The organism is Achromobacter insuavis (assembly GCF_902859645.1).
GTDB lineage: Bacteria > Pseudomonadota > Gammaproteobacteria > Burkholderiales > Burkholderiaceae_B > Achromobacter > Achromobacter insuavis.
Genome location: NZ_CADIJR010000008.1, coordinates 1 through 17407, shown reverse-complemented (window position 1 = coordinate 17407; position 17407 = coordinate 1). Strand labels below are relative to the sequence as shown.

The window sequence follows — 17407 nt, the reverse complement described above, 5'->3', positions numbered from 1 at the left end:
GCCTATCCCCTGACCAGGTCGGCGGATGGAAAACCGCCGAAGTTGATGACTTCGTACTCGCCGAAGCGCTTCTTGCAGTCGGACATCAGGCCCGAACAGCGGTCCAGCGTCGGATCGCTGACCGGCTTGCCATCCAGGTCGAACATGCGGCTGCCGGTGTAACCGCAGTAGGGGCCGCGATAGCCGCCCTTGCGCAGCCACGAGCACACGCCAGCGATGATCGGCCGGTCGGGCAGCTTCTGGCCATTGAAATCCAGCGCGCTGGACAGCGAGAATTCCACCACCTCGGCGGTCTCGGCGGTCTTTTGCTGCACCAGCCAGACTTCCTGCGGCAACTCTTCCTGCGGGTCGGCGGTGGGATTGCCCTGCGGGAAATTGACCGCATCCAGATACTTCCCGAGCGTGCGGCGCACCACCACGCGCGCGCCCACCAGGTCATCCAGGTGGACGCAGAGCGCCGAGATCACGCCCACCACCGGCTTACCTTTGTCATCCTGCCCGATATTGCCCACCGACAGCGTCGGCGAGGGCTGCTGCCCCTCTCCCACCAGTTCGAACCCTTCGGCGCGGATGGCCCACGGATCGTACTGCTGCCCCTGCCACCAGATGGCGCCCACTTGCGTGTAGCCATGGAAACGCAGGACCTGGCCGCCGATGGCCGTCGCATCCAGCTCGAACAGCTCGACCAACGCGCCGACTTCCAGCTTTTGAACGTCTGAATAAATACCCATTGCTATTCCTCCCCGGCCTGCCGTGGCGGTTGCCCGGACTCGCCGGCCTCGCCACGCAGGCGCTCGACCTGCCTGGTCAGTTCCTCGATACGCCGGTGCATTTCCTGCATGGCGCAGACCATGCGCGCGACCAGCTTGGAGCTGTCGACGCCTTGCAACTTCATGCGTGGCGCGGCGCCGTGGACATCGGTCATGACCGCGTCCTTTTCGCCCGACACGGCCAGCGGCGCCACTTCCTGCAGTTCATGCGCGATGAAGCCATCCTGCGCGCTGTCATCCATCACCATCCGGAACGTGCGTGGCCGCATGCGCAGCACGGACCGCAAGGCCCAGGCGCCGTCCATGTCCTCGATGTCGTACTTCACGCGGTAGTCCGACGTGGTGTTGTACGAGGTTGCCGACGGCGAGGTCTGGATGGTGCCCACCAGCCCGCCGGCGGCGTTGGTGAATACGATGGGCGACGTGTGGTCCGCCTGCGGGCTGTACAGCGTGCCGAAGCGGCTGCCGCCACCCTCGAAGTTGATGGCCTGCCGCACCAGGTAATTACGGTTGTATTCCGCGCCCAGGACCCAGGTGGCGGCGGTGTTGATGCGCCCGCAGTCATAGCCGATGACTTCGAAGATCAGCGGCTGGTAGGCGCCCGTCCCGGTTCTGCCGCTGGTGATGTACGAGCCCGACGGAAAGCACTGCAGGGACAGCACGCTGGCGTTGGCGCCGCTGTCCTGCCACACGTTCACGCGGCTGCCCGCGGCGGCGGTGCCGGGTGCGACATTCAGGTTGCCGGCCCCCGACAGGCTCTGGAAGACCCCGCCCGCATTGGGCCCGAAACCCATTGCGCCCCGGACTTTCCAGGTTGCGGAATCGAACGCCAGGTCCTGCGCCACGTTCGGATCGTATTTCGCGTAGGCCGTGCCATTCCAGCGGTGCCAGCCCGCGCCGTCGACGTAGATGTCGCCGCAATCCGCGGTCGGCATCTGCAGCGCATTGCTCCAGCTGCCCACGGCGCGCCACGGTTGCCAGCTGCCGTTGGTGGTGTTGCCGTGGCGCACATACCGGCGCGGTTTCTGACCGGTGAAGAGCACCGACATTTCCTGGCACACGATGCCCGCCGACAGCCAATAGACATTCATGTAGCCGGCATTGACGGCGGCGCTGGGCGGCCAGTTCGATCCGGCCGACATGGGCGTGGCGCCGACCCAGGTGTAGAACGTGTTGTCGGCGATCAGCGTGTTGGCGTCCGTCGCGGCGGTCAGGTAGACATGCGTCATGGCCTGATCGGCGCGAGCCTGCTCGAACCAGGCGCCCCAGGTGGCGACGCCGGCGCTCTGGAAGCGGTTGCGGATGAATTTGCGCGGATTGGCCAGCGTATAGGTGGTGTACTCCTGGTACACCGCGTTGTTGCTGCCGGTGCCGAATTTCACCGACAGCAGGCCCGCCAGCGGCGCGGGATAGTTCGCTCCGGCCGCCGCGGCCGCATTGGTGTTCTGGCTATAGTCGCCCGGCGTGGCATAGGTATCCAGGTCATCCGCGGCGCCCAGCGGCCGCGCGTTGACGCCCGGGATCTGCGCCTGCGGCACCTTGCCGCCGGCGTCCAGCGTGGCAATGCCGCCCGGCGCCGCCAGCTGCGCCGAATCGACGCTGGCCACCCAGGACGACCAGGTGCCGGTGATCAGCGACCGGTTGTAGACCTTGTTGCCATTGCCGGCGTAGTACACCTGGCACACGCCGGAGGTGACGCTGGCGCCGCCCTGGGGCGAGGCCGACATGACCAGCAGGTAGCCCGACTGTCCGATCGGGAAATTGCTGCCCCCGGCCGCGATCGCCGACGTGGCGACGGCCCACAGTCCCCGTTGCGTATAGCCGTTCAGATCCTGCGCGGCTGCCATCGAACCGGCATAGGACACCACGGTCGAGACGTCGGTCAGTTCCTTCCAGGCGGACCAGGTGGTGGCCGACACCCGCACGCGCCAGAAGCGCTGCATGGCGGCCGCGACATTGGTGCGGGTGGTGTAGACCTGCGTCACCGGCGTGCCGGTGGCCGTGACTTCAAGGAAGCCAACGTTGGCCACCGGATAATGGGCGCCCGCCGTGGCCCCGGCGATGGTGGACTGATAGAACGAACCCGGCGTGGCGTAGTCGTCCAGGTCGTGCGCGGTCGTCGGCAGGACGGCCGCGAACGCGCTCGGGATCTGCGCCACGGGAACCTTGCCATTCGCGTCCAGCGTGGCCAGGCCATTGGCGGCCCCTTTCTGCGACAGCGCCGGCAGCTCCTGCCAGGCGGCCCAGATGCCGCCATAGAACGAGCGCCAGAAACGACGCGAATAAGCGCCCGACCGGTACTGGGTGTATTCCTGGTACACGAACAGGCCGTCCGCGGAAGCCGCCACTTCCAGCAGGCCGGCGTTCGCGATCGGATAATTGCTGCCCGTCAACGCGTTGGCGTTGGTGCCCTGGTGATAGCGTCCGGGGTTCGTCAGCGTGTTCAGGTCCACCGTCGCGCCAAGCGCCGACGCGTTCCACAGGCCAGCCAGTCCGGACTGCACGTCGGCGAAGTTCGCGTTCACCTTCTGCATGGCCACGCGCAGCGGATCGCCCGCCTGGTCGTTGTCGGTCTTGCCGACATTGATCGCTTGTAGGGTTGCCATGGTGTCAGGGCCTGAAGACTTGTTGGAAGGTCACGGCCAGCGAGTACATCTCGCCGCCCATCGCGGTCAGGTCGTAATCCGTCGCGGTGTAGTAGCCTGGCTCGCCCAGCGGCGGTTGCCACTGGAAGTTCCGATACCCCTGGTGCCGGTCCAGGAACGCCACGATCGGCCCGACCTGCGCTCCCGAGCCGGAGAACTGCAGCGGCCACGAGGCCACTTTGTTGTTGATGCCGTCGGCCGCGGTCTGGCTGTAGCCATCGCCGAACTGCGCGGTCAGCACGCGAAACTTGGTCCGCCCTTGCGGATTGACGCGCGGCGACCAGGTGAAGGTTTCGACTGCCATGATCATGCCCCCGCTAAACGGTTGTTGTTGGCTTGCCAGGCCAGGCCGCCCTGGCGATACGATTGCGTCATGCGGCGGTCGACCAGCTGGGTGACGTATTCGCCTATCTGCTGGCCGAACTGCTGCCAGCCGCCCTCGCCCGATTCGCTCGAGGAACTGACGTTGCCGTCCTGCACATAGACGTTGACGGACACGCCGCCCGCGGCCTGACCCGTGTCGCCGCCCACATTCGGGAAAGCGGCGCGGATGCCGAGCGAGCCGTCGGCGCCGCGATGCAGCGGCATGATGGCCTCGGGGCCGGCTTCGCCCATGACGCCCATGGGGAAGGCGACGGGGCTGGCGGTCATGCCGTTGGTGAAGGCGCCGCCTTTGGCGAACTGGACGGGAAACGCCTGGGCCACCGACGGCACGATGGCGCTGCTGGCGCTGCTTGCGCCACCCGAGCCGAACAGCCCTGCAATGAAGCCCCCTGCCTGGCCGATCCAGCCGCCCAGGCCGCCCGAACCCGACATGAATTCCTTGCCCAGCAACGTCTCCATGAGCTGGGCGGAGGCGGCCGATGTCACCATCTTGGCCACGTTGTCCAGGAACGACAGCCCCATCTTGTCGAATTTCTCGGAGACGAAGTCATACATCTTGGTGCCCAGAATGTCCTGGATCTTGCCCGCGCCGTTGCGCGCCGATTCGAGCAGCTTGTCGTTCACCTTCGCCATGAAGTCGCCGTCCTTCTCGACGAGTCCGAGATTGCGCCGCTCCTTGTCGTACTTGTCCTGGCTGAGCGTGCCATCTCGCAGCGCGTCATCGAGCGCACCCTGCTTCTGGGTCTTCTCGCGTCTGGATTCCGCATCGGGATCCGCGAGATTCTCGATATAGGCGCGCATCTTCGTCTGGTCGCGCAGCCTGTCGAGATCCCACGCAGCGGTCGTCAGGCTGTACTTGTCGCTGGGACTCTCGCCCGCGAACCGGCCGGCTTCGGTTTCGTACTCCATCTTCGCGGTTTCGGATGTCCGGCCCAGCATCGCGCCGGTCTTTTTCATTTCCGCCAGCGCCTGCTCGACCGCCTCGGACCGGATCGCCTGGGCATGCTTGTTCAGCGCGTCCGTCGACTTTTTCTTGCCGTCGGTGCCCTTGTCGGTGGTGTCGTTGCTTTTCTGGCACACGGTCGCGGCCCGCGCAACGGCGCTCTCCCACGCCCGCCGGGCCGCCGCATTGCGATTGAGCTCGGCGGTGTTCTGTCTGAGCGCCGAGGTTTCCGCCGCGATGTTCGCGGCGTTGTTGTTGTTTGCCATGGTCCTATACCTCACATAGATCCGCCTCCGGCCCGCTCGCGCGGGCCGGACACGTCGTCAAGACCCCTTCTTGATCTTCGACATCAGGAACGCCTTCAACGCGTCCGCCCCCGCTTCGGCGGGAGGTTCCTCGTCTTGCGCGCCCCAGCGCACCAGCATGTCGGTGGCGCGCACCTTGGCCCCCGCCGCCCGCGCCACCGTGGCGGCCAGGCTGGCGGCGAGCACATCGGCCCGGTCGTCTCCCAGCGGAGACGTCCGGTCCCATTCGCGCCACAGCGACACTTCATGGGTGTCGATGGTGTCCATCAACTCGCCCAGCGTGCGCCCCAGTCGAAGCGCCAGGACCATCAGGAAACGGAGGTCTGGCGTTTCCTGGAGGGCTTTTTTGCGCGCTCCTGCGCCCCCTCCCCGAGGTTGCCCAGCTCGATCGCCTTGGCCACCAGCGTGGCGTGCGCCAGCCCGTAGGCCGCGGCCACGACGTCGACGTCTTCGTCGTCGAAGACGCGGCGCGGCCCCTGTTCGGTCTGCTCGAACAGCGTGCGCACCAGCAGGCTGGCCGAGGCGCGGGTGTAGTCCACGCCCGGCGCGTCCAGCTTGGCGCGCACCACCTCGTTGTCCTCGCCCGGCACCACGCCCGCCGCCGCCCAGATCGCGCGGATATGGAACAGATGGTCGCCGGCGCTGGGCGCGCGCACGATGACGCGCGCGTCCTGCCATTGCGGCACGGTCAGGGTTTCGTGGGCGAAGCCGGCCAGCGGGTCGACCGCCAGGCCGCGCAGGCCCGCGGCGCGAGCAGAGGAATTGATCGACGTGTCCGTCATGGCGCTCAGCCCCCGTTGGCGGGCGCGTCGGTCAGCTTGACGGCGCCGGTGACGCGCACGTTGAACGTGGCGGACACGACGTTGTCCAGCTGGCCTTGCCACTGGTATTGCGTCACCAGGCCGAGGAATTCGAACTTGGCGCCGTCGGCGAAGGTCACGCGGAAGGCGCGGGTCTTCTTGTCGCTGCGCGCGGCCACCAGCGCCTTCTGGGCGGGATCGCCAGCCTTCCAGTTGCCGGCCATGCTGAAGGTGCCGCTGTCGTCCAGGCCTAGGGCGTATTCCTTGGCGGTGGACTTGAGCACGGTGACGTCGATCTCGGTGGTCTGGCCGCCCTGGAAGTTCGGGTCCTTGATGGTGATGGCCAGATCGGCGTAGGTCAGGCCGGCGGTGCCCAGGTCCTCGGTGGCCGTGGTCGACACTTCCAGCTGGGTGCCCTGGGTTTGAACGAATTGCGAAACGGTAGTACCTGCCATTGCAGACTCCAAAAAAAAAGCCCGCCAGAGGCGGGCAACAAAGGCGTTTCCGGAGATCCGGAGCGGCCATGAAAAAGCCCCGCGGCAATTGCCGAGGGGCTTGGTCGGTACGTTCAGATTTTCTTCGGGCGCAACTTGGCCCGACGACTCAATTATGCGGATGTGGCGCCCGCGCCGCAAGCCTTTGCGCGATCGGCGTGTCGCACTTGCGGCGCCGTCACCAGCCCGCGCCGGCGCAATGCCGGCAACAGGGCGACCTTGGCTTCCTGGTAGGCGGCGTGCTGCTGCTCGGGCGTCAGGCGCGGGTTGCTGAAAACGCGAGCGCCGGCCGCCCGGTTGCCGGCATGCACGCCGATCGCGGAGCGCTGCTGCCACGGCAGCTCGTCGATACACAACTCGGTCTGCTCGCCGCGCGCGGCGGCCAGGCGGGCATCGACGTCTTCGTCGTCGTAGGCCTCGTCGGCCGTCATGCCGCGCGCGAACGCCGAGACCCGGCCGACGCCCAGCTTGGGCCGGTAGCCCCGGCTCCAGTGGTACCACTCCATGATCAGCGCTTCGACCTGATCCGACTCTTCCCGCGTCATGTTCTGCCCCTTCTGGTTGCGGCCCTGCGCCGCCTGCTGCCAACCGGCCCGCTCCGCCGGCCGCGACACAAAGGAACGCGCGATGGCGGCGCCCGCCTGCGATGCCGCCGCGACCCAGCCCTGCGGGGCCTGCAATGCCATGTTTCCTGCCTGATTCATTTGCCGCTCCTTGCCATTGAGTTCGATGCCGGTGTCCGTCGCTGGCGGACGCTGCCGAGGTGGCGCCGCCCGGGCGCCGGTGTTGCGGATCGCCATTGCGGCGGTCCGGATGGATGAGGGAGAGAAGCCCTTTGGTAGCGATACGCTACCCACGCTTCCGTCTGATAACAGCACACGTTTTGGGTAATCCATGAGTAAGATTCTACAAATGTATAATCTCGTTTTCAACACTTGTTGTTGCACAATTTTCCACAACTGTTTAGCGTTGACACCATGGCTCTCGGAAAACAAATCAGGCGCTATCGCGCCGCTCTCGGTCTCACCCTGGAACAGCTGGAAGCGCGCACCGGCGTGGGCGTGGGCACCATCGCCGCGCTCGAGGGGCGCGACAGCGAACGTTCCAAATACGCGGCTCGCCTGGCGGCGGGATTGGGGCTGTCACTCGAACAATTGCTGGACGAGTCGGCGCAGTATCCGCCGGACGTCGTGCTGGCCGATGCCGGCGGCGGCGAACCGCCGCGGGTGGACCACGGCGCGGGCGATGATCTGCGCATCCCCCGCTTCGATACCGGCGGCGCCATGGGCGCGGGCGTCGAACTGCGCGACCAGCCCGGCGTGATCCAGAGCCTGCGCGTCAGCCAGGAATGGCTGCACAAGAACCTGCGCCACTACACCGCGGCCGCCAACCTTTGCGTGGTGACGGGTTTCGGCGACAGCATGCGGCCCATGTACAACCCGGGCGATCCGCTACTGGTTGACCTCGGCGTGGTCAAGGCGGAAGTCGACGGCGTGTTTTTCTTTCGTGTCGGCAACGAGGGCTTCATCAAGCGCCTGCAGCGCATTCCCAGCGCCCAGGGCCTGCTGATCCGCGCCAAGTCCGAGAACACCAAATACGATGCCTGGGACATCACCGAAGACATGGATCTGCAGATTTTCGGACGTGTGTTGAAGGTCTGGCGCAGCGAAGACCTCTGACGCCGCGCCACGGCGTCAGACCGCTTGCCGACGCGCGCGCCGGCCAGGCGGACGCGGCCTCGCGCGCCACTGTCAGGGCCGGTGCGTCAAAGCCCGACGCGCTGCGGCTGCGGCGATTGCCAGCTGCCGTCCAGCAAGGCCGGCTTGGGCCAGTAATAGCGCAGCGTGATCGTGAACGGCCCCGCCGGCGCCGGCAGCCAGTTGGCCTCGCCGCCCTTGCCGGGCGTCTGGGGCTGGATGTGCAGCGTCAGTCCGCCGTCGCGATCGCGCTTGAGCGCGGGCAGCATCGACGAATCCACCAGCGTGCGCCGGGCGGCCTGGGGCGCCTGCGCGGCCCCGGCCGGACGCTGCAGCGTCACCGACCAGAACGCATTGACCGGCGGCAAGGCGCGCGGCGCGAACCGCAACGTATACGGCTGGGCGCCGTCCAGCGGCTGGCCCGCGGCGTCGGTGGCCAGCACCGTGGTGATCGATTCTTCGCGGCTGTCCGTACCCAGGCCGACCTGCGCGCCAGTGGCGCGCGCCAGATAGTCGTTGCCGAGCGTGCGGCGGTCGCCGAACAGCGTGTCGGCCTTGCCGTCCAGCGCCAGGCGGCGTTTGTCGATCTCGTTCTGGCCGTCGTGCATGCCTTCCTGCATGACCTGGCGCAGGCGCGGATTGCTGCCCTCCGCGACCGCCGGCGCGCCGGGCCGGATGCGCATGCTGTCCAGCCTCTTGCGCAGCGACTTCTCGCTGTGCGCCACCGGCGCGAACTGCAGCAGGAATCCAAGCTGGTTGTAGAACTCGAGCGAGGTGCGCATCTGCGCGGGCGATTCGGGCGCCAGCCACTCGATCGTGGCCGGCGCGGGCGGCGGCTTCTTCAGGTAGGCCGAGAGCGGCTGGATGCGGTAACCGTCCTCGATGCGCTTGACGTTGGCCTGGTCCGAGGACGAGAAGCGCTGGATGCGCCCCGCGAGGCTCACCAGCTCGGTCTCGGCGCGGATCACCGTGGCGATGCCCGTGGGCGCGGCGCCGTTCCAGCGCGGCCCGGCCACCAGATACCTGCCGCCGCCATTGCCCGTGGCGCGGCTGCCGAGATAGGCGAAGTTGAAGCCATACAGGTCGGTCAGCCGCAACGCGTGGTAGCGCCTGGCCTCCATCGGCGGCACGCTGACGACGACGGGCTCGGCGCGCAGGTCCAGCACGGCGGAAAACTGCGGCGCGTCGTCCGGCGCCGGCTCGGCGCGGCCGAGGGTGTTGAACGGCCCGCGGTAGTGGGGATTGCCCCGATCGATGCTGGCGGCATACATGGCCTGGTAGCTGGCCACCATGGGATAGCCGTAGACATAGGCTTCCTTGGCGATGCGGCGCGCCTCGGGCGCCGACACGCCGTCGATGCCGACGTACTGCGCCCCCGTCGCCGCGTCGGGCGAGGTGAAACTGCAGCCGGCCGCGCCGGTGCACAACGTCAGGACAAGCAGGCCGCGAACATAGCGGGTCGATCCAACGCCAGCGAGGCGTATGCGCATTCCATGCTCCAGCAGGGCAAGCCGTTGGCAACGCCCGGGTGGCGGCAGCGTCGCGACAAAAAACAGTCGCTCAAATTCTGGCACATTTCACCACGCCGGTGAAAGCGCGTGGCGATGACAGGACGACTTCACGCACGCCCGATGGCCGCATGGCGCCCGGGACGCCACGCGGTCTGCGTAATTCAGTCCGGCAAATGCGGGGCTTCCAGTTGCCGCGGCGGGATCGACGTGATCGCGCTTTCGCTGGCGCAAGCATCGGTGGTCAGGTGCTGGATCAGGTCGAGCGTGGTCGAGCGGCGCGTCAGCATCAGGCAGGTGACTTCCGCGTCGGCCACGCGCGTGGCGTGCCAACAGCCGGGACGCATGCAGACGCCTTGCCCGGGATCGACGCGAAACGCCGCCAGCGTGTCCAGGTCGGGGCTGCCATCGGCCGCGCTGCGGGCCACCACCTGGATGATGACGCCGGTCAGCGGCACGATCGCCTGCTGCGTCAGCAGGTGCTTCTCCAGGCTGGCGACATCGGGCGAGGCGCTGCGGTAGTTGACCCACAGCACCTCGGCGTCGCCGCCCGCGCCGGTGTTGAAGACATGTTCCTGCCAGAAGTCGGTGGCGTCGTTGCTGAACAGCGGCACGCCATTGCCCTGCGGGATTGGCTTGCCGAGCATCCAGCCATAGGATGCGAAGGCATCGGCGGTCAGGTCGTAGATGGGCAATGCGGCAACGCGGGTCATGTCTCGTCCTTGGCGGATGGGGCGGCAGCGGTGCGCTTGGGAAATTCGGCGGCGTAGTCGAAATCGCCGCGCGCGATCGCCGCCAGGATGGCGGTGCGCCGTTCGGCGGCGCGCTTGAGGTTGGCGGCGGTCGGCTTGACGCGGATGCGCTCCACGCAATGGCGGCCCTGGTAGAAGAAACCGATCTCGATGGACGATTCGGATGCCGGCCGGACGCCGTCGAATCCCTTGTTCATGCCGACACCTACGCCGGATGCGAGCCGGCGCCCCCTGGAAAGACCCGGATTATCGCAGTTTTTCGAGTATTCCAGCCGCTTCGCCACCGCGCGCCTGCGCGGCCTGGCTGGCCAGCGCCAGCCTGCGCCAGTTGCGGCTGGCGTAGGCATGGGCCTGGCGCAGCCCCGCCCACAGGCCGAGGCGCTTGGCCCAGCGCCAGCGGCCGGCGGCCTCGAACTGCGTGGTCCGGCGCACCTCGGTGCCTTGCCCCGGCAGCGGCCGCAATTCGAAGGTGTCGACCAGCGTTCCGACCCAGTCGGCGCACCAGACCGTGCTGCGCTGCATCTGGTAGCGCAGGCGCTCGCCGGGCTGCAGGATCAGGATGCGCTGGTCGATGGTGCCGCGGTCGGTGGTGCACTGGCGCGTATGGCCCACGGCGGCCGCGCCTTCGAGCACTTTGCAGCTGATCGGCTTGGGCACGCCGAGGCGGAACAGCAACGGCCGGCTGTCGTCCATGCGCGCATGCAGGAAGTGCGGCCAGATGTGCCGCGGCTCGCACGGGAACAACCAACGGGATTCGATCTGCATGCGGACTCCTGGCGACGATGGCGCGCCGTCGAGACGGCCTTCGGCACTGTTATAACGCCTATTACCCCCGCTCTGGAGACCGCCATGCCCACCGACCTGTCATCGCAGTACGTCTTCCTTGACGCCGCCGGCCACGCCACCCCGCTCGCGGGCGGCGACGCCTTCTGGTCGCAGCCGCATGAGGACCTGGAACGATACGGCCACGGCTGGCTGGTGTCGGAATACCCCTGCGCCCGCGACTGGCCGCAATGGGAGATGCATCCGCAAGCCGACGAGATCGTGCGCCTGACGGCCGGCTCGGCCGACCTGCATCTGGACGGCCCTGCCGGCATACAGGTTGTCCGGCTGCGGGCGGGCGACGCCTACGTAGTGCCGCGCGGCGCCTGGCATACGCTCAAGGTGGTGGAGTCCTGTCGCATCCTGCACATCACCATGGGCGCGGGCACGCAACACCGGCCGGTCTTACGAAGCGCAGGCGGCGTGACGACGCCTGCGCGCGGTTCAGCCGGCGGCTGCGGCGGCGCGGATGCGCGGCAGCTCGCGGTCGTCGATGGGCCAGTGCAGCGCCGCCGACAGCACGCCCAGCGCCATCGCGCCGATCCAGATCAGGTCGTACGAATGGGTCGCCTCGTACACCACGCCGCCCAGCCAGACGCCGAGGAACGAACCCACCTGGTGGCCGAAGAAGACGAAGCCGAACAGCGTGGTGATGTAGCGCACGCCGAACACCTGCGAGATCAGGCCGTTGGTCAGCGGCACCGTGCCCAGCCAGACGAAGCCCATGACCGCGGCGAACACGTACACCGACGCGGGCGACAGCGGCAGCAGGAAGAACAGCGCCATCGCGGCGGTGCGCAGCAGGTAGATGCCGGCCAGCAGGTATTTGCGGCGATGGTGCGCGCCCAGGATGCCGCAGACGTAGGTGCCGGCGACATTGGCGAGCGCGATGATGGCCAGCGCCGCGACCGCGTCCGCCGCCCGCAGGCCCTTGTCCATCAGGTAGGCCGGCAGGTGCGTGCCGATGAAGGCCAGCTGGAAGCCACAGGCCAGGAAACCCAGGTTCAGCAGCCAGAAGCCGGGCTGCGCGAAGGCCTCGCGGATCGCCGCGCCCAATGGCTGCTCGGGCGCCGCCGCGGCGCCAGCAGCCCGCCGCGACGTCTCTTTCAATGGCCAGGCCAGCGGCATCACCACCGCCAGCACCGCCGCGAAGATCATCAGCGCGCCGACCCAGCCCGTGCCGCCGATCAGCCACTGCGCCGCCGGCACCATGGTGAACTGCCCCAGCCCGCCGACGGCGCCGGCCACGCCCAGCGCCCAGCCGCGCCGCTCGGGCGGCACCAGGCGGCTGAGCGCGCCGTAGATGACGGCGAACGCCGTGCCGGATAGCGCAATGCCGATGCAGATGCCGGCGGTCCACATGAAGGCCGCGGGCGTGGCGGCATGCGCCATGCCCGCCAGGCCCAAGGCGTAGAACACCAGTCCGCCCAGGATGACCTTGGCCGAGCCGAAGCGGTCGGCCATCATGCCGGTGAACGGCTGCACCACGCCCCAGGTCAGGTTCTGCACCGCCAGCGCCATGGCGAAGGTTTCACGCGACCAGCCCCGGTCCATGGTGACCGGCAGCAGGAACAGGCCCTGCACGTGGCGCACGCCCAGCGCCAGGCCCATGACGATGCCGCCCGCCAGCACCATGAGCCACAGGTTGCGGGGCGCGGCGGCGGGACCGGGCGAAGAAGCGACGGACGATGCGGCGACGGACATGGCGAACCTCGGGCGTGGGACGTCGATCCCGTGCGGATGGATGGATGATGCTATTACAGGGGCGCTTCGGCCCCGCTTCAACTGATTATTTTTCGCCGGCTGCATGCGCGCCGGGAATGCCAGCCGGCAGCCACAACGAGAACACCGAGCCCTTGCCCGTCACCGAGCGCAGCGCGATGTCGCCCTGCAGCAGATCCGCCAGGCGGCGCACGATGGCCAGCCCCAGGCCCAGCCCCTCGTTCCCCTGCGACGCGGCCGGCGCGCCGGCGCCGCGCGTGAACTCGGTGAAGACGGTTTCCTGCAGGTCGGGCGCGATGCCCGCGCCGGTGTCCCAGACCTGGATCAGCACGCCGCCCCGCCGCCGGCGCGCCGACAGCAGCACCCAGCCGGCCGGCGTGTACGACAGGGCATTGCCCAGCAGGTTGTCGAGGATGCGGCGCAGCAATGCCGGATCGGTCTGCAGCGCCAGCGAGGTCGGCGCCACCACCAGGCGCAGGCCGCGCGCCCGCGCCTGCGGTTCGTAGTCCAGCCGGATGTCGTCGAACAGGGCGTCGAGCGCGACGGCGCGGCGCTCGGTGCGCACCAGGTGCGCGTCCAGGCGCGACACGTCCAGCAGGCCGTCCAGCAGGCGGTTCAGCCCGTCGAGCACGCCCTGCTGGCGCCGCGCCACATGCAACGCGTCCTGTGGCGTGACGCTGCCCTGCTCGGCGCGGCTGGCCAGGATGTCGGTGAACATGCCGAGCGCGTGCACCGGCTGGCGCAGGTCGTGCCCGGCGGCGGCCAGGAAGCGGGTCTTGGCGCGGTCGGCCGCGGCCACGCGGTCGCGCTCGTGTTCCAGGCTGCGGATCAGGGCGCTGTTCTCGAAGCGCAGCGCCACCGTGGTCCTGAGGCTGCGATAGGTGACCGCGCTGAAGTACAGGTTCACCGCCAGCAGGCAGACGCCGAAGGCCGCGTACACCAGGTGCAGCCCGTCGGCCGCCGCCAGGCAGGCGGCGATGAACGGCGCCACCATGCCCAGCGCCGAGCCGACGTAGGCGGGCGGATAGGCCGACAGCGACGGCACCGCGCCGCTGCACATGCCGGCCAGCATCACGCAGCCGAACGCCAGCAACAGGTCCTGCCCCGACATCACCGCCAGCAACCCGGCCAGCCCCCACAACAGGCCCGAGGTCCATGACAGCAGGCAGAAGCCGCGCACCCAGGGCCGCACCGGCCCGGCCGCGCGCCGCAGGAACCGGCGGCAGACGAGCACGCGCGCCAGCGTCAGCAGATAGACGGCGCCGATCCACGCCGCCAGCACCCCGGCGGGCGCGGCCTCGCGCATGACGTAGAGCACCGGCAGCGCGACGACGAAATTGGCGAACAGGACGCCATACGATTGCTTGTAGAGCAGCGTGGCCAGCTCGGTCGCGATGGCGTCGGCGACGGGGGCCGCGTGCGCGGCGGCGGTGCCCGGTGGCTGGGGCGGGGATAGCGCGGCAGGGGCGGTCATGCGCCTGGATCGGTCCCTATAATGGTGCATCATTCTGACACAAGCCGCGGCGCCCTCACCGCCCTCATGACCCCGACCTCCCCGCCTCCCCTGCTGCGCATCCTGCTGGCCGACGACCACGGCATCGTGCGCGAGGGCCTGAAAATGGTGCTGAGCCAGGCGGGCGCGATGATCGGCTCGATCGACGAAGCGGCCACCGGCGAGCAGGTGCTGGCGCTGCTGGCCGCGCATGGCGCCGACGTGCTGGTGCTGGACCTGGGCATGCCCGGCGTGGCGGGCTCGGGCTGGGTGCGCGCGCTGCGCGAACGCCATCCCGCCCTGCACATCATGGTGCTGACCGCCAATACCGACGCCCGCAGCCGCCAGGCCATCCTGGAGGCCGGCGCCGACGAATACCTGGCCAAGACCGGCAGCTCGCGCGAACTGATGGCCGCGATCCAGCGATTGCACGACGGCCAGGCCGGCCGCCCGGCGCAACCCCGGCCCACCCACGCGCCGGCGCCGGCCGAGACCCTGACGCGGCGCGAGCAGCAGGTGCTGGCGCTGGCCGCGCAGGGCGCCACCGCCGCGCAGATCGGCGCGGCCCTGCACATCAGCCCGCTGACCGCGCGCAAGCATCGCGAGAACCTGATGCGCAAGCTCGCGCTGCACAGCACCGCCGAACTGGTGGCCTACGCGGTGCGCCTGGGCCTGCCCAGCGCCTGATCCGCGCGGCGCTTGATCCGCGCGACGCCTGCCTGACCGCGGCCGCGCGGCGCTGGCCAAAATACGGCACGCGCCGTATTTGCTACCGAATCTTCCAAACGTAGACTGGTTTCGCAGCATCCGCTTTCTCTTTCCGACAGGGCCATGGGAGATCGCGGGGCTGCACCGCACTCCCCCACGCCACTTTCCGCGCGGACCCGCCCGGGCCGCGCAGGACACGTGCGCGCCCGCGCCAGGCGCCCGCCGCGGCGCTGCGGGCGTCCCCGTCCACGACCCGCAGCACCGCCACCATGCCCCCTGCCTCCTGTTCGTCCGCCGCCATTCCCTCCTCCCCGCTGGCCGACCCGGTCAGCCAGCTGGTGCGCGAAGAGTCCGAACGCCTGCGACGCTTCGTGCTGCGCCAGGTGGGCAACAGCTCCGACGCCGACGAGATCACGCAGCAGGCCTTCGTCGAGATGTCGTCGAGCTTTGACCGCTTCCGGGGCGAGAGCAAGCCGTCGACCTGGCTGTTCGGCATCGCCCGCAACCTCATCCGCAATCACCTGTCGCGCGCGCCCGAACGGCGCTATGCGTTCGTGAGCGAGGACGCCCTGGTCGAGGAACATGACCGCCGTTCGGACCCGGCCGCGCGCACCGAACTGCTGCAGACGCTGCGCATCCTGGAGCGGTCGCTGGCCGCCATGCCGCCCGACCTGGGCGAGGTGCTGATGATGATCTGCGCCGACGGCCTGTCCTACGAAGAGGCCGCGGCGCAGCTGAATCTGCCGATCGGCACGGTGCGCAGCCGCCTGTCGCGGGCGCGGTCGCTGCTGCGTTCGCGCATGCGCCAACAGGGCGCCTGGCTCGACGATTGAGCCGCCCGCGGGCGCGTTGTTAACGGTTCGTTTTCTATCGTTACATTTGTCGTTTCTTTGCTTGCTACTGCTGGTTACAGTGCTGCCTTCGTTCCCCTTTGGCAGGCATCACCACCATGCGGCACGTCCGGCTACGCTCGATCCCCCTGATTGCACCTTCGTCCGCCGCCGCGCGGGTCGCGCCATGAGGCGCGCCCTCACACTGCGGCCGCTGGCGCTGGCTGTGGCGCTGGCCGGTCTTCATGCCGGCGCCCAGGCGGACGAGGCGTTCGCCGACTGGCAATACGATTGCGTCGGCCGCACCTACGCCATCACCCCGGACGTGTCGTGCAACCGCGACTACGCCGAAGGCCTGGCGGCGGTGCTGACCGGCAAGGCGAGCGACGCCGCCGGCACCTGGGGCTACATCGACAAGCAGGGCCAGATGGTCATCACGCCGGCCTACCAGGACGCCGAGTCGTTCCAGAACGGCCTGGCCGCCGTGCAGCAGGACGGCCTGTGGGGCTACATCGATACGCGCGGCGCCTGGGTGATCAAGCCGCGCTTCGCGCGCGCCTCGGGCTTCAACGCCGCGGGCACCGCGCTAGTCGAGGACGATGAGCGCGACGTGCTCATCAATCGCCAGGGCCAGGTCGTCAAGACCTTCGAGCTGGGCACGCGGTCGTGGGGGTTCGAACCCGGCCAGAAGCTGGCGGCAATGGAAGTGCCGCAAGCGCCGCGCCTGTTCAATACCGCGACCGGCCGCGCCCTGACGCTGCCGACCGACGTAATGCGGCTGGAGCGGCCGGTGGCCGACACGCTGCCGGCGCAGCGCCGCAGCAACCGCTACGGCGGCCTCTGGGGCCTGCTGGATGCCAACGGCAAATGGGCCATCGCGCCCGACGTGCTGGGCTCGGACCAGCCGCCGCTGCGCGACGGCGACACGCTGGCCGTGCACCGCGAGCAGTCCTGGATGTTCGTGCGGCCGGACGGCACGCCGCTGACGGCGGGCCGCTATGAAAGCGTGGCCCAGCCCGGCGCGGGCCTGTGGCTGGTCAAGCCCCGCGACACGGCGCGGTACGTGCTGCTGGATGCCGACCTGCGGCCGATGCGCACCTTCACCAACCCCTACGTGGGCGTGGAGGAAAGCGGCGGCTGGAAGGTGCTGACGGACGTCGACGCGGTCGTGATGATCGCCCCCGGCGGCAATATCGTGGTGACGCCGGCCGCCTTCGGCCGTGTCACGGTCAGCGACGACGGCCTGGCCTGGCTGTATGCCCAGGGCCCCCGCGACGCGTTCGCGAGCGACGCGGCCAAGCCTGCCTCCGAGACCGATCACCCCGACGCCCTCGAGGCGCCGGCCGAGGCGGGTCCCGGCCCCGCCGACCCTCCGCCGCCGATGGCGCCGACCCTCATCGAATCCGCGCCGACACCGACGACCGCCGACGCCGCCGGTCCGCCGGTCGATGCCGCGGCGGCCGATGCCGCGGCGGTCGATACCGCGACGGTCGATGCCGCGGGCCCGGCCGTCGATGCCGCGGCCGACAACGCGG

Annotated in this window: 18 protein-coding genes and 1 pseudogene; 5 read left to right on the top strand and 14 right to left on the bottom strand. The window is 69.0% G+C overall.

The features are described from left to right. Positions 1-2 precede the first annotated feature (2 nt). The 8 genes from H0523_RS06750 to H0523_RS06715 form a co-directional block, all read right to left on the bottom strand. A complete protein-coding gene (locus H0523_RS06750; protein WP_054429164.1) occupies positions 3-731 on the bottom strand; it encodes a phage minor tail protein L in 729 nt (242 codons plus the stop codon). A gap of 2 nt (positions 732-733) precedes the next feature. Further along, positions 734-3376, bottom strand: coding sequence for a pyocin knob domain-containing S74 family peptidase (locus H0523_RS06745; protein ID WP_054429165.1), 2643 nt, complete (start codon positions 3374-3376; stop codon positions 734-736). Positions 3377-3380: 4 nt separating this feature from the next. Beyond that, on the bottom strand, positions 3381-3719 hold the full coding sequence (locus H0523_RS06740; RefSeq protein WP_054429274.1) for a phage tail protein: 339 nt from the start codon (positions 3717-3719) through the stop codon (positions 3381-3383). Between the two features lie 2 nt (positions 3720-3721). Then, the gene (locus tag H0523_RS06735; RefSeq protein ID WP_054429166.1) at positions 3722-5008 is read right to left on the bottom strand and encodes a phage tail tape measure protein; all 1287 of its coding nucleotides are present in this window, start codon (positions 5006-5008) and stop codon (positions 3722-3724) included. Between the two features lie 57 nt (positions 5009-5065). Then, positions 5066-5356, bottom strand: coding sequence for a phage tail assembly protein T (locus H0523_RS06730; protein ID WP_054429167.1), 291 nt, complete (start codon positions 5354-5356; stop codon positions 5066-5068). Continuing rightward, a complete protein-coding gene (locus tag H0523_RS06725; protein ID WP_054429168.1) occupies positions 5356-5829 on the bottom strand; it encodes a phage tail assembly chaperone in 474 nt (157 codons plus the stop codon). Before H0523_RS06725 ends, H0523_RS06730 begins: the two co-directional genes overlap by 1 nt. A gap of 5 nt (positions 5830-5834) precedes the next feature. After that, positions 5835-6302: a phage tail tube protein gene (locus tag H0523_RS06720; RefSeq protein WP_025138221.1), complete on the bottom strand. Its 468-nt coding sequence runs from the start codon at positions 6300-6302 to the stop codon at positions 5835-5837. Between the two features lie 152 nt (positions 6303-6454). Beyond that, positions 6455-7141 (bottom strand): hypothetical protein, encoded by a 687-nt coding sequence (locus H0523_RS06715; protein ID WP_231689918.1) that lies wholly within the window; start codon positions 7139-7141, stop codon positions 6455-6457. 177 nt (positions 7142-7318) lie between these two features. Here H0523_RS06715 and H0523_RS06710 point away from each other — a divergent pair, with 177 nt between their 5' ends. Then, positions 7319-8020: an XRE family transcriptional regulator gene (locus H0523_RS06710; protein ID WP_082380423.1), complete on the top strand. Its 702-nt coding sequence runs from the start codon at positions 7319-7321 to the stop codon at positions 8018-8020. Positions 8021-8106: 86 nt separating this feature from the next. Here H0523_RS06710 and H0523_RS06705 read toward each other — a convergent pair whose 3' ends face one another. The 4 genes from H0523_RS06705 to H0523_RS06690 form a co-directional block, all read right to left on the bottom strand. Further along, entirely contained in the window at positions 8107-9528 is a 1422-nt protein-coding gene (locus H0523_RS06705; RefSeq protein WP_054429171.1) for a DUF1254 domain-containing protein, read from the bottom strand. 182 nt (positions 9529-9710) lie between these two features. Next, on the bottom strand, positions 9711-10259 hold the full coding sequence (locus tag H0523_RS06700; protein ID WP_054429172.1) for an ureidoglycolate lyase: 549 nt from the start codon (positions 10257-10259) through the stop codon (positions 9711-9713). Continuing rightward, positions 10256-10495 (bottom strand): Arm DNA-binding domain-containing protein, encoded by a 240-nt coding sequence (locus H0523_RS06695; protein WP_054429173.1) that lies wholly within the window; start codon positions 10493-10495, stop codon positions 10256-10258. Before H0523_RS06695 ends, H0523_RS06700 begins: the two co-directional genes overlap by 4 nt. 49 nt (positions 10496-10544) lie before the next feature. Beyond that, positions 10545-11063, bottom strand: coding sequence for an SRPBCC family protein (locus tag H0523_RS06690; protein ID WP_054429174.1), 519 nt, complete (start codon positions 11061-11063; stop codon positions 10545-10547). On the opposite strand from H0523_RS06690, the pseudogene H0523_RS32395 reads away from it, so the two are divergent. Continuing rightward, positions 10998-11480: pseudogene (locus tag H0523_RS32395) on the top strand (cupin domain-containing protein); the annotation flags it as partial. The gene H0523_RS06690 and the pseudogene H0523_RS32395 overlap by 66 nt on opposite strands. An 84-nt stretch (positions 11481-11564) precedes the next feature. Here H0523_RS32395 and H0523_RS06680 read toward each other — a convergent pair. Next, on the bottom strand, positions 11565-12824 hold the full coding sequence (locus tag H0523_RS06680; RefSeq protein ID WP_369817048.1) for an MFS transporter: 1260 nt from the start codon (positions 12822-12824) through the stop codon (positions 11565-11567). A gap of 85 nt (positions 12825-12909) precedes the next feature. Next, positions 12910-14316, bottom strand: a complete 1407-nt coding sequence (locus tag H0523_RS06675; protein WP_054429176.1) for a sensor histidine kinase — start codon at positions 14314-14316, stop codon at positions 12910-12912. 66 nt (positions 14317-14382) lie between these two features. Here H0523_RS06675 and H0523_RS06670 point away from each other — a divergent pair, with 66 nt between their 5' ends. The 3 genes from H0523_RS06670 to H0523_RS06660 form a co-directional block, all read left to right on the top strand. Beyond that, positions 14383-15021, top strand: a complete 639-nt coding sequence (locus H0523_RS06670; RefSeq protein ID WP_054429177.1) for a response regulator — start codon at positions 14383-14385, stop codon at positions 15019-15021. Positions 15022-15311: 290 nt separating this feature from the next. Then, positions 15312-15875: an RNA polymerase sigma factor gene (locus tag H0523_RS06665; protein ID WP_054429178.1), complete on the top strand. Its 564-nt coding sequence runs from the start codon at positions 15312-15314 to the stop codon at positions 15873-15875. A 184-nt stretch (positions 15876-16059) separates the two neighbouring features. After that, positions 16060-17407, top strand: a 1348-nt coding sequence (locus tag H0523_RS06660; protein WP_180180043.1) for a WG repeat-containing protein, incomplete at its 3' end; no start/stop codon positions are given.

Bases quoted from the DNA above. Each gene is read 5' to 3' on its own strand.
- H0523_RS06740 (WP_054429274.1), bottom strand. From the start codon at position 3,719: ATGGCAGTCGAAACCTTCACCTGGTCGCCGCGCGTCAATCCGCAAGGG.
- H0523_RS06720 (WP_025138221.1), bottom strand. From the start codon at position 6,302: ATGGCAGGTACTACCGTTTCGCAATTCGTTCAAACCCAGGGCACCCAG.
- H0523_RS06725 (WP_054429168.1), bottom strand. From the start codon at position 5,829: ATGACGGACACGTCGATCAATTCCTCTGCTCGCGCCGCGGGCCTGCGC.
- H0523_RS06670 (WP_054429177.1), top strand. From the start codon at position 14,383: ATGACCCCGACCTCCCCGCCTCCCCTGCTGCGCATCCTGCTGGCCGAC.
- H0523_RS06695 (WP_054429173.1), bottom strand. From the start codon at position 10,495: ATGAACAAGGGATTCGACGGCGTCCGGCCGGCATCCGAATCGTCCATC.
- H0523_RS06690 (WP_054429174.1), bottom strand. From the start codon at position 11,063: ATGCAGATCGAATCCCGTTGGTTGTTCCCGTGCGAGCCGCGGCACATC.
- H0523_RS06730 (WP_054429167.1), bottom strand. From the start codon at position 5,356: ATGGTCCTGGCGCTTCGACTGGGGCGCACGCTGGGCGAGTTGATGGAC.
- H0523_RS06715 (WP_231689918.1), bottom strand. From the start codon at position 7,141: ATGGCGATCCGCAACACCGGCGCCCGGGCGGCGCCACCTCGGCAGCGT.
- H0523_RS06700 (WP_054429172.1), bottom strand. From the start codon at position 10,259: ATGACCCGCGTTGCCGCATTGCCCATCTACGACCTGACCGCCGATGCC.
- H0523_RS06665 (WP_054429178.1), top strand. From the start codon at position 15,312: ATGCCCCCTGCCTCCTGTTCGTCCGCCGCCATTCCCTCCTCCCCGCTG.
- H0523_RS06750 (WP_054429164.1), bottom strand. From the start codon at position 731: ATGGGTATTTATTCAGACGTTCAAAAGCTGGAAGTCGGCGCGTTGGTC.
- H0523_RS06745 (WP_054429165.1), bottom strand. From the start codon at position 3,376: ATGGCAACCCTACAAGCGATCAATGTCGGCAAGACCGACAACGACCAG.
- H0523_RS06710 (WP_082380423.1), top strand. From the start codon at position 7,319: ATGGCTCTCGGAAAACAAATCAGGCGCTATCGCGCCGCTCTCGGTCTC.
- H0523_RS06735 (WP_054429166.1), bottom strand. From the start codon at position 5,008: ATGGCAAACAACAACAACGCCGCGAACATCGCGGCGGAAACCTCGGCG.
- H0523_RS06680 (WP_369817048.1), bottom strand. From the start codon at position 12,824: ATGTCCGTCGCCGCATCGTCCGTCGCTTCTTCGCCCGGTCCCGCCGCC.
- H0523_RS06675 (WP_054429176.1), bottom strand. From the start codon at position 14,316: ATGACCGCCCCTGCCGCGCTATCCCCGCCCCAGCCACCGGGCACCGCC.
- H0523_RS06705 (WP_054429171.1), bottom strand. From the start codon at position 9,528: ATGCGCATACGCCTCGCTGGCGTTGGATCGACCCGCTATGTTCGCGGC.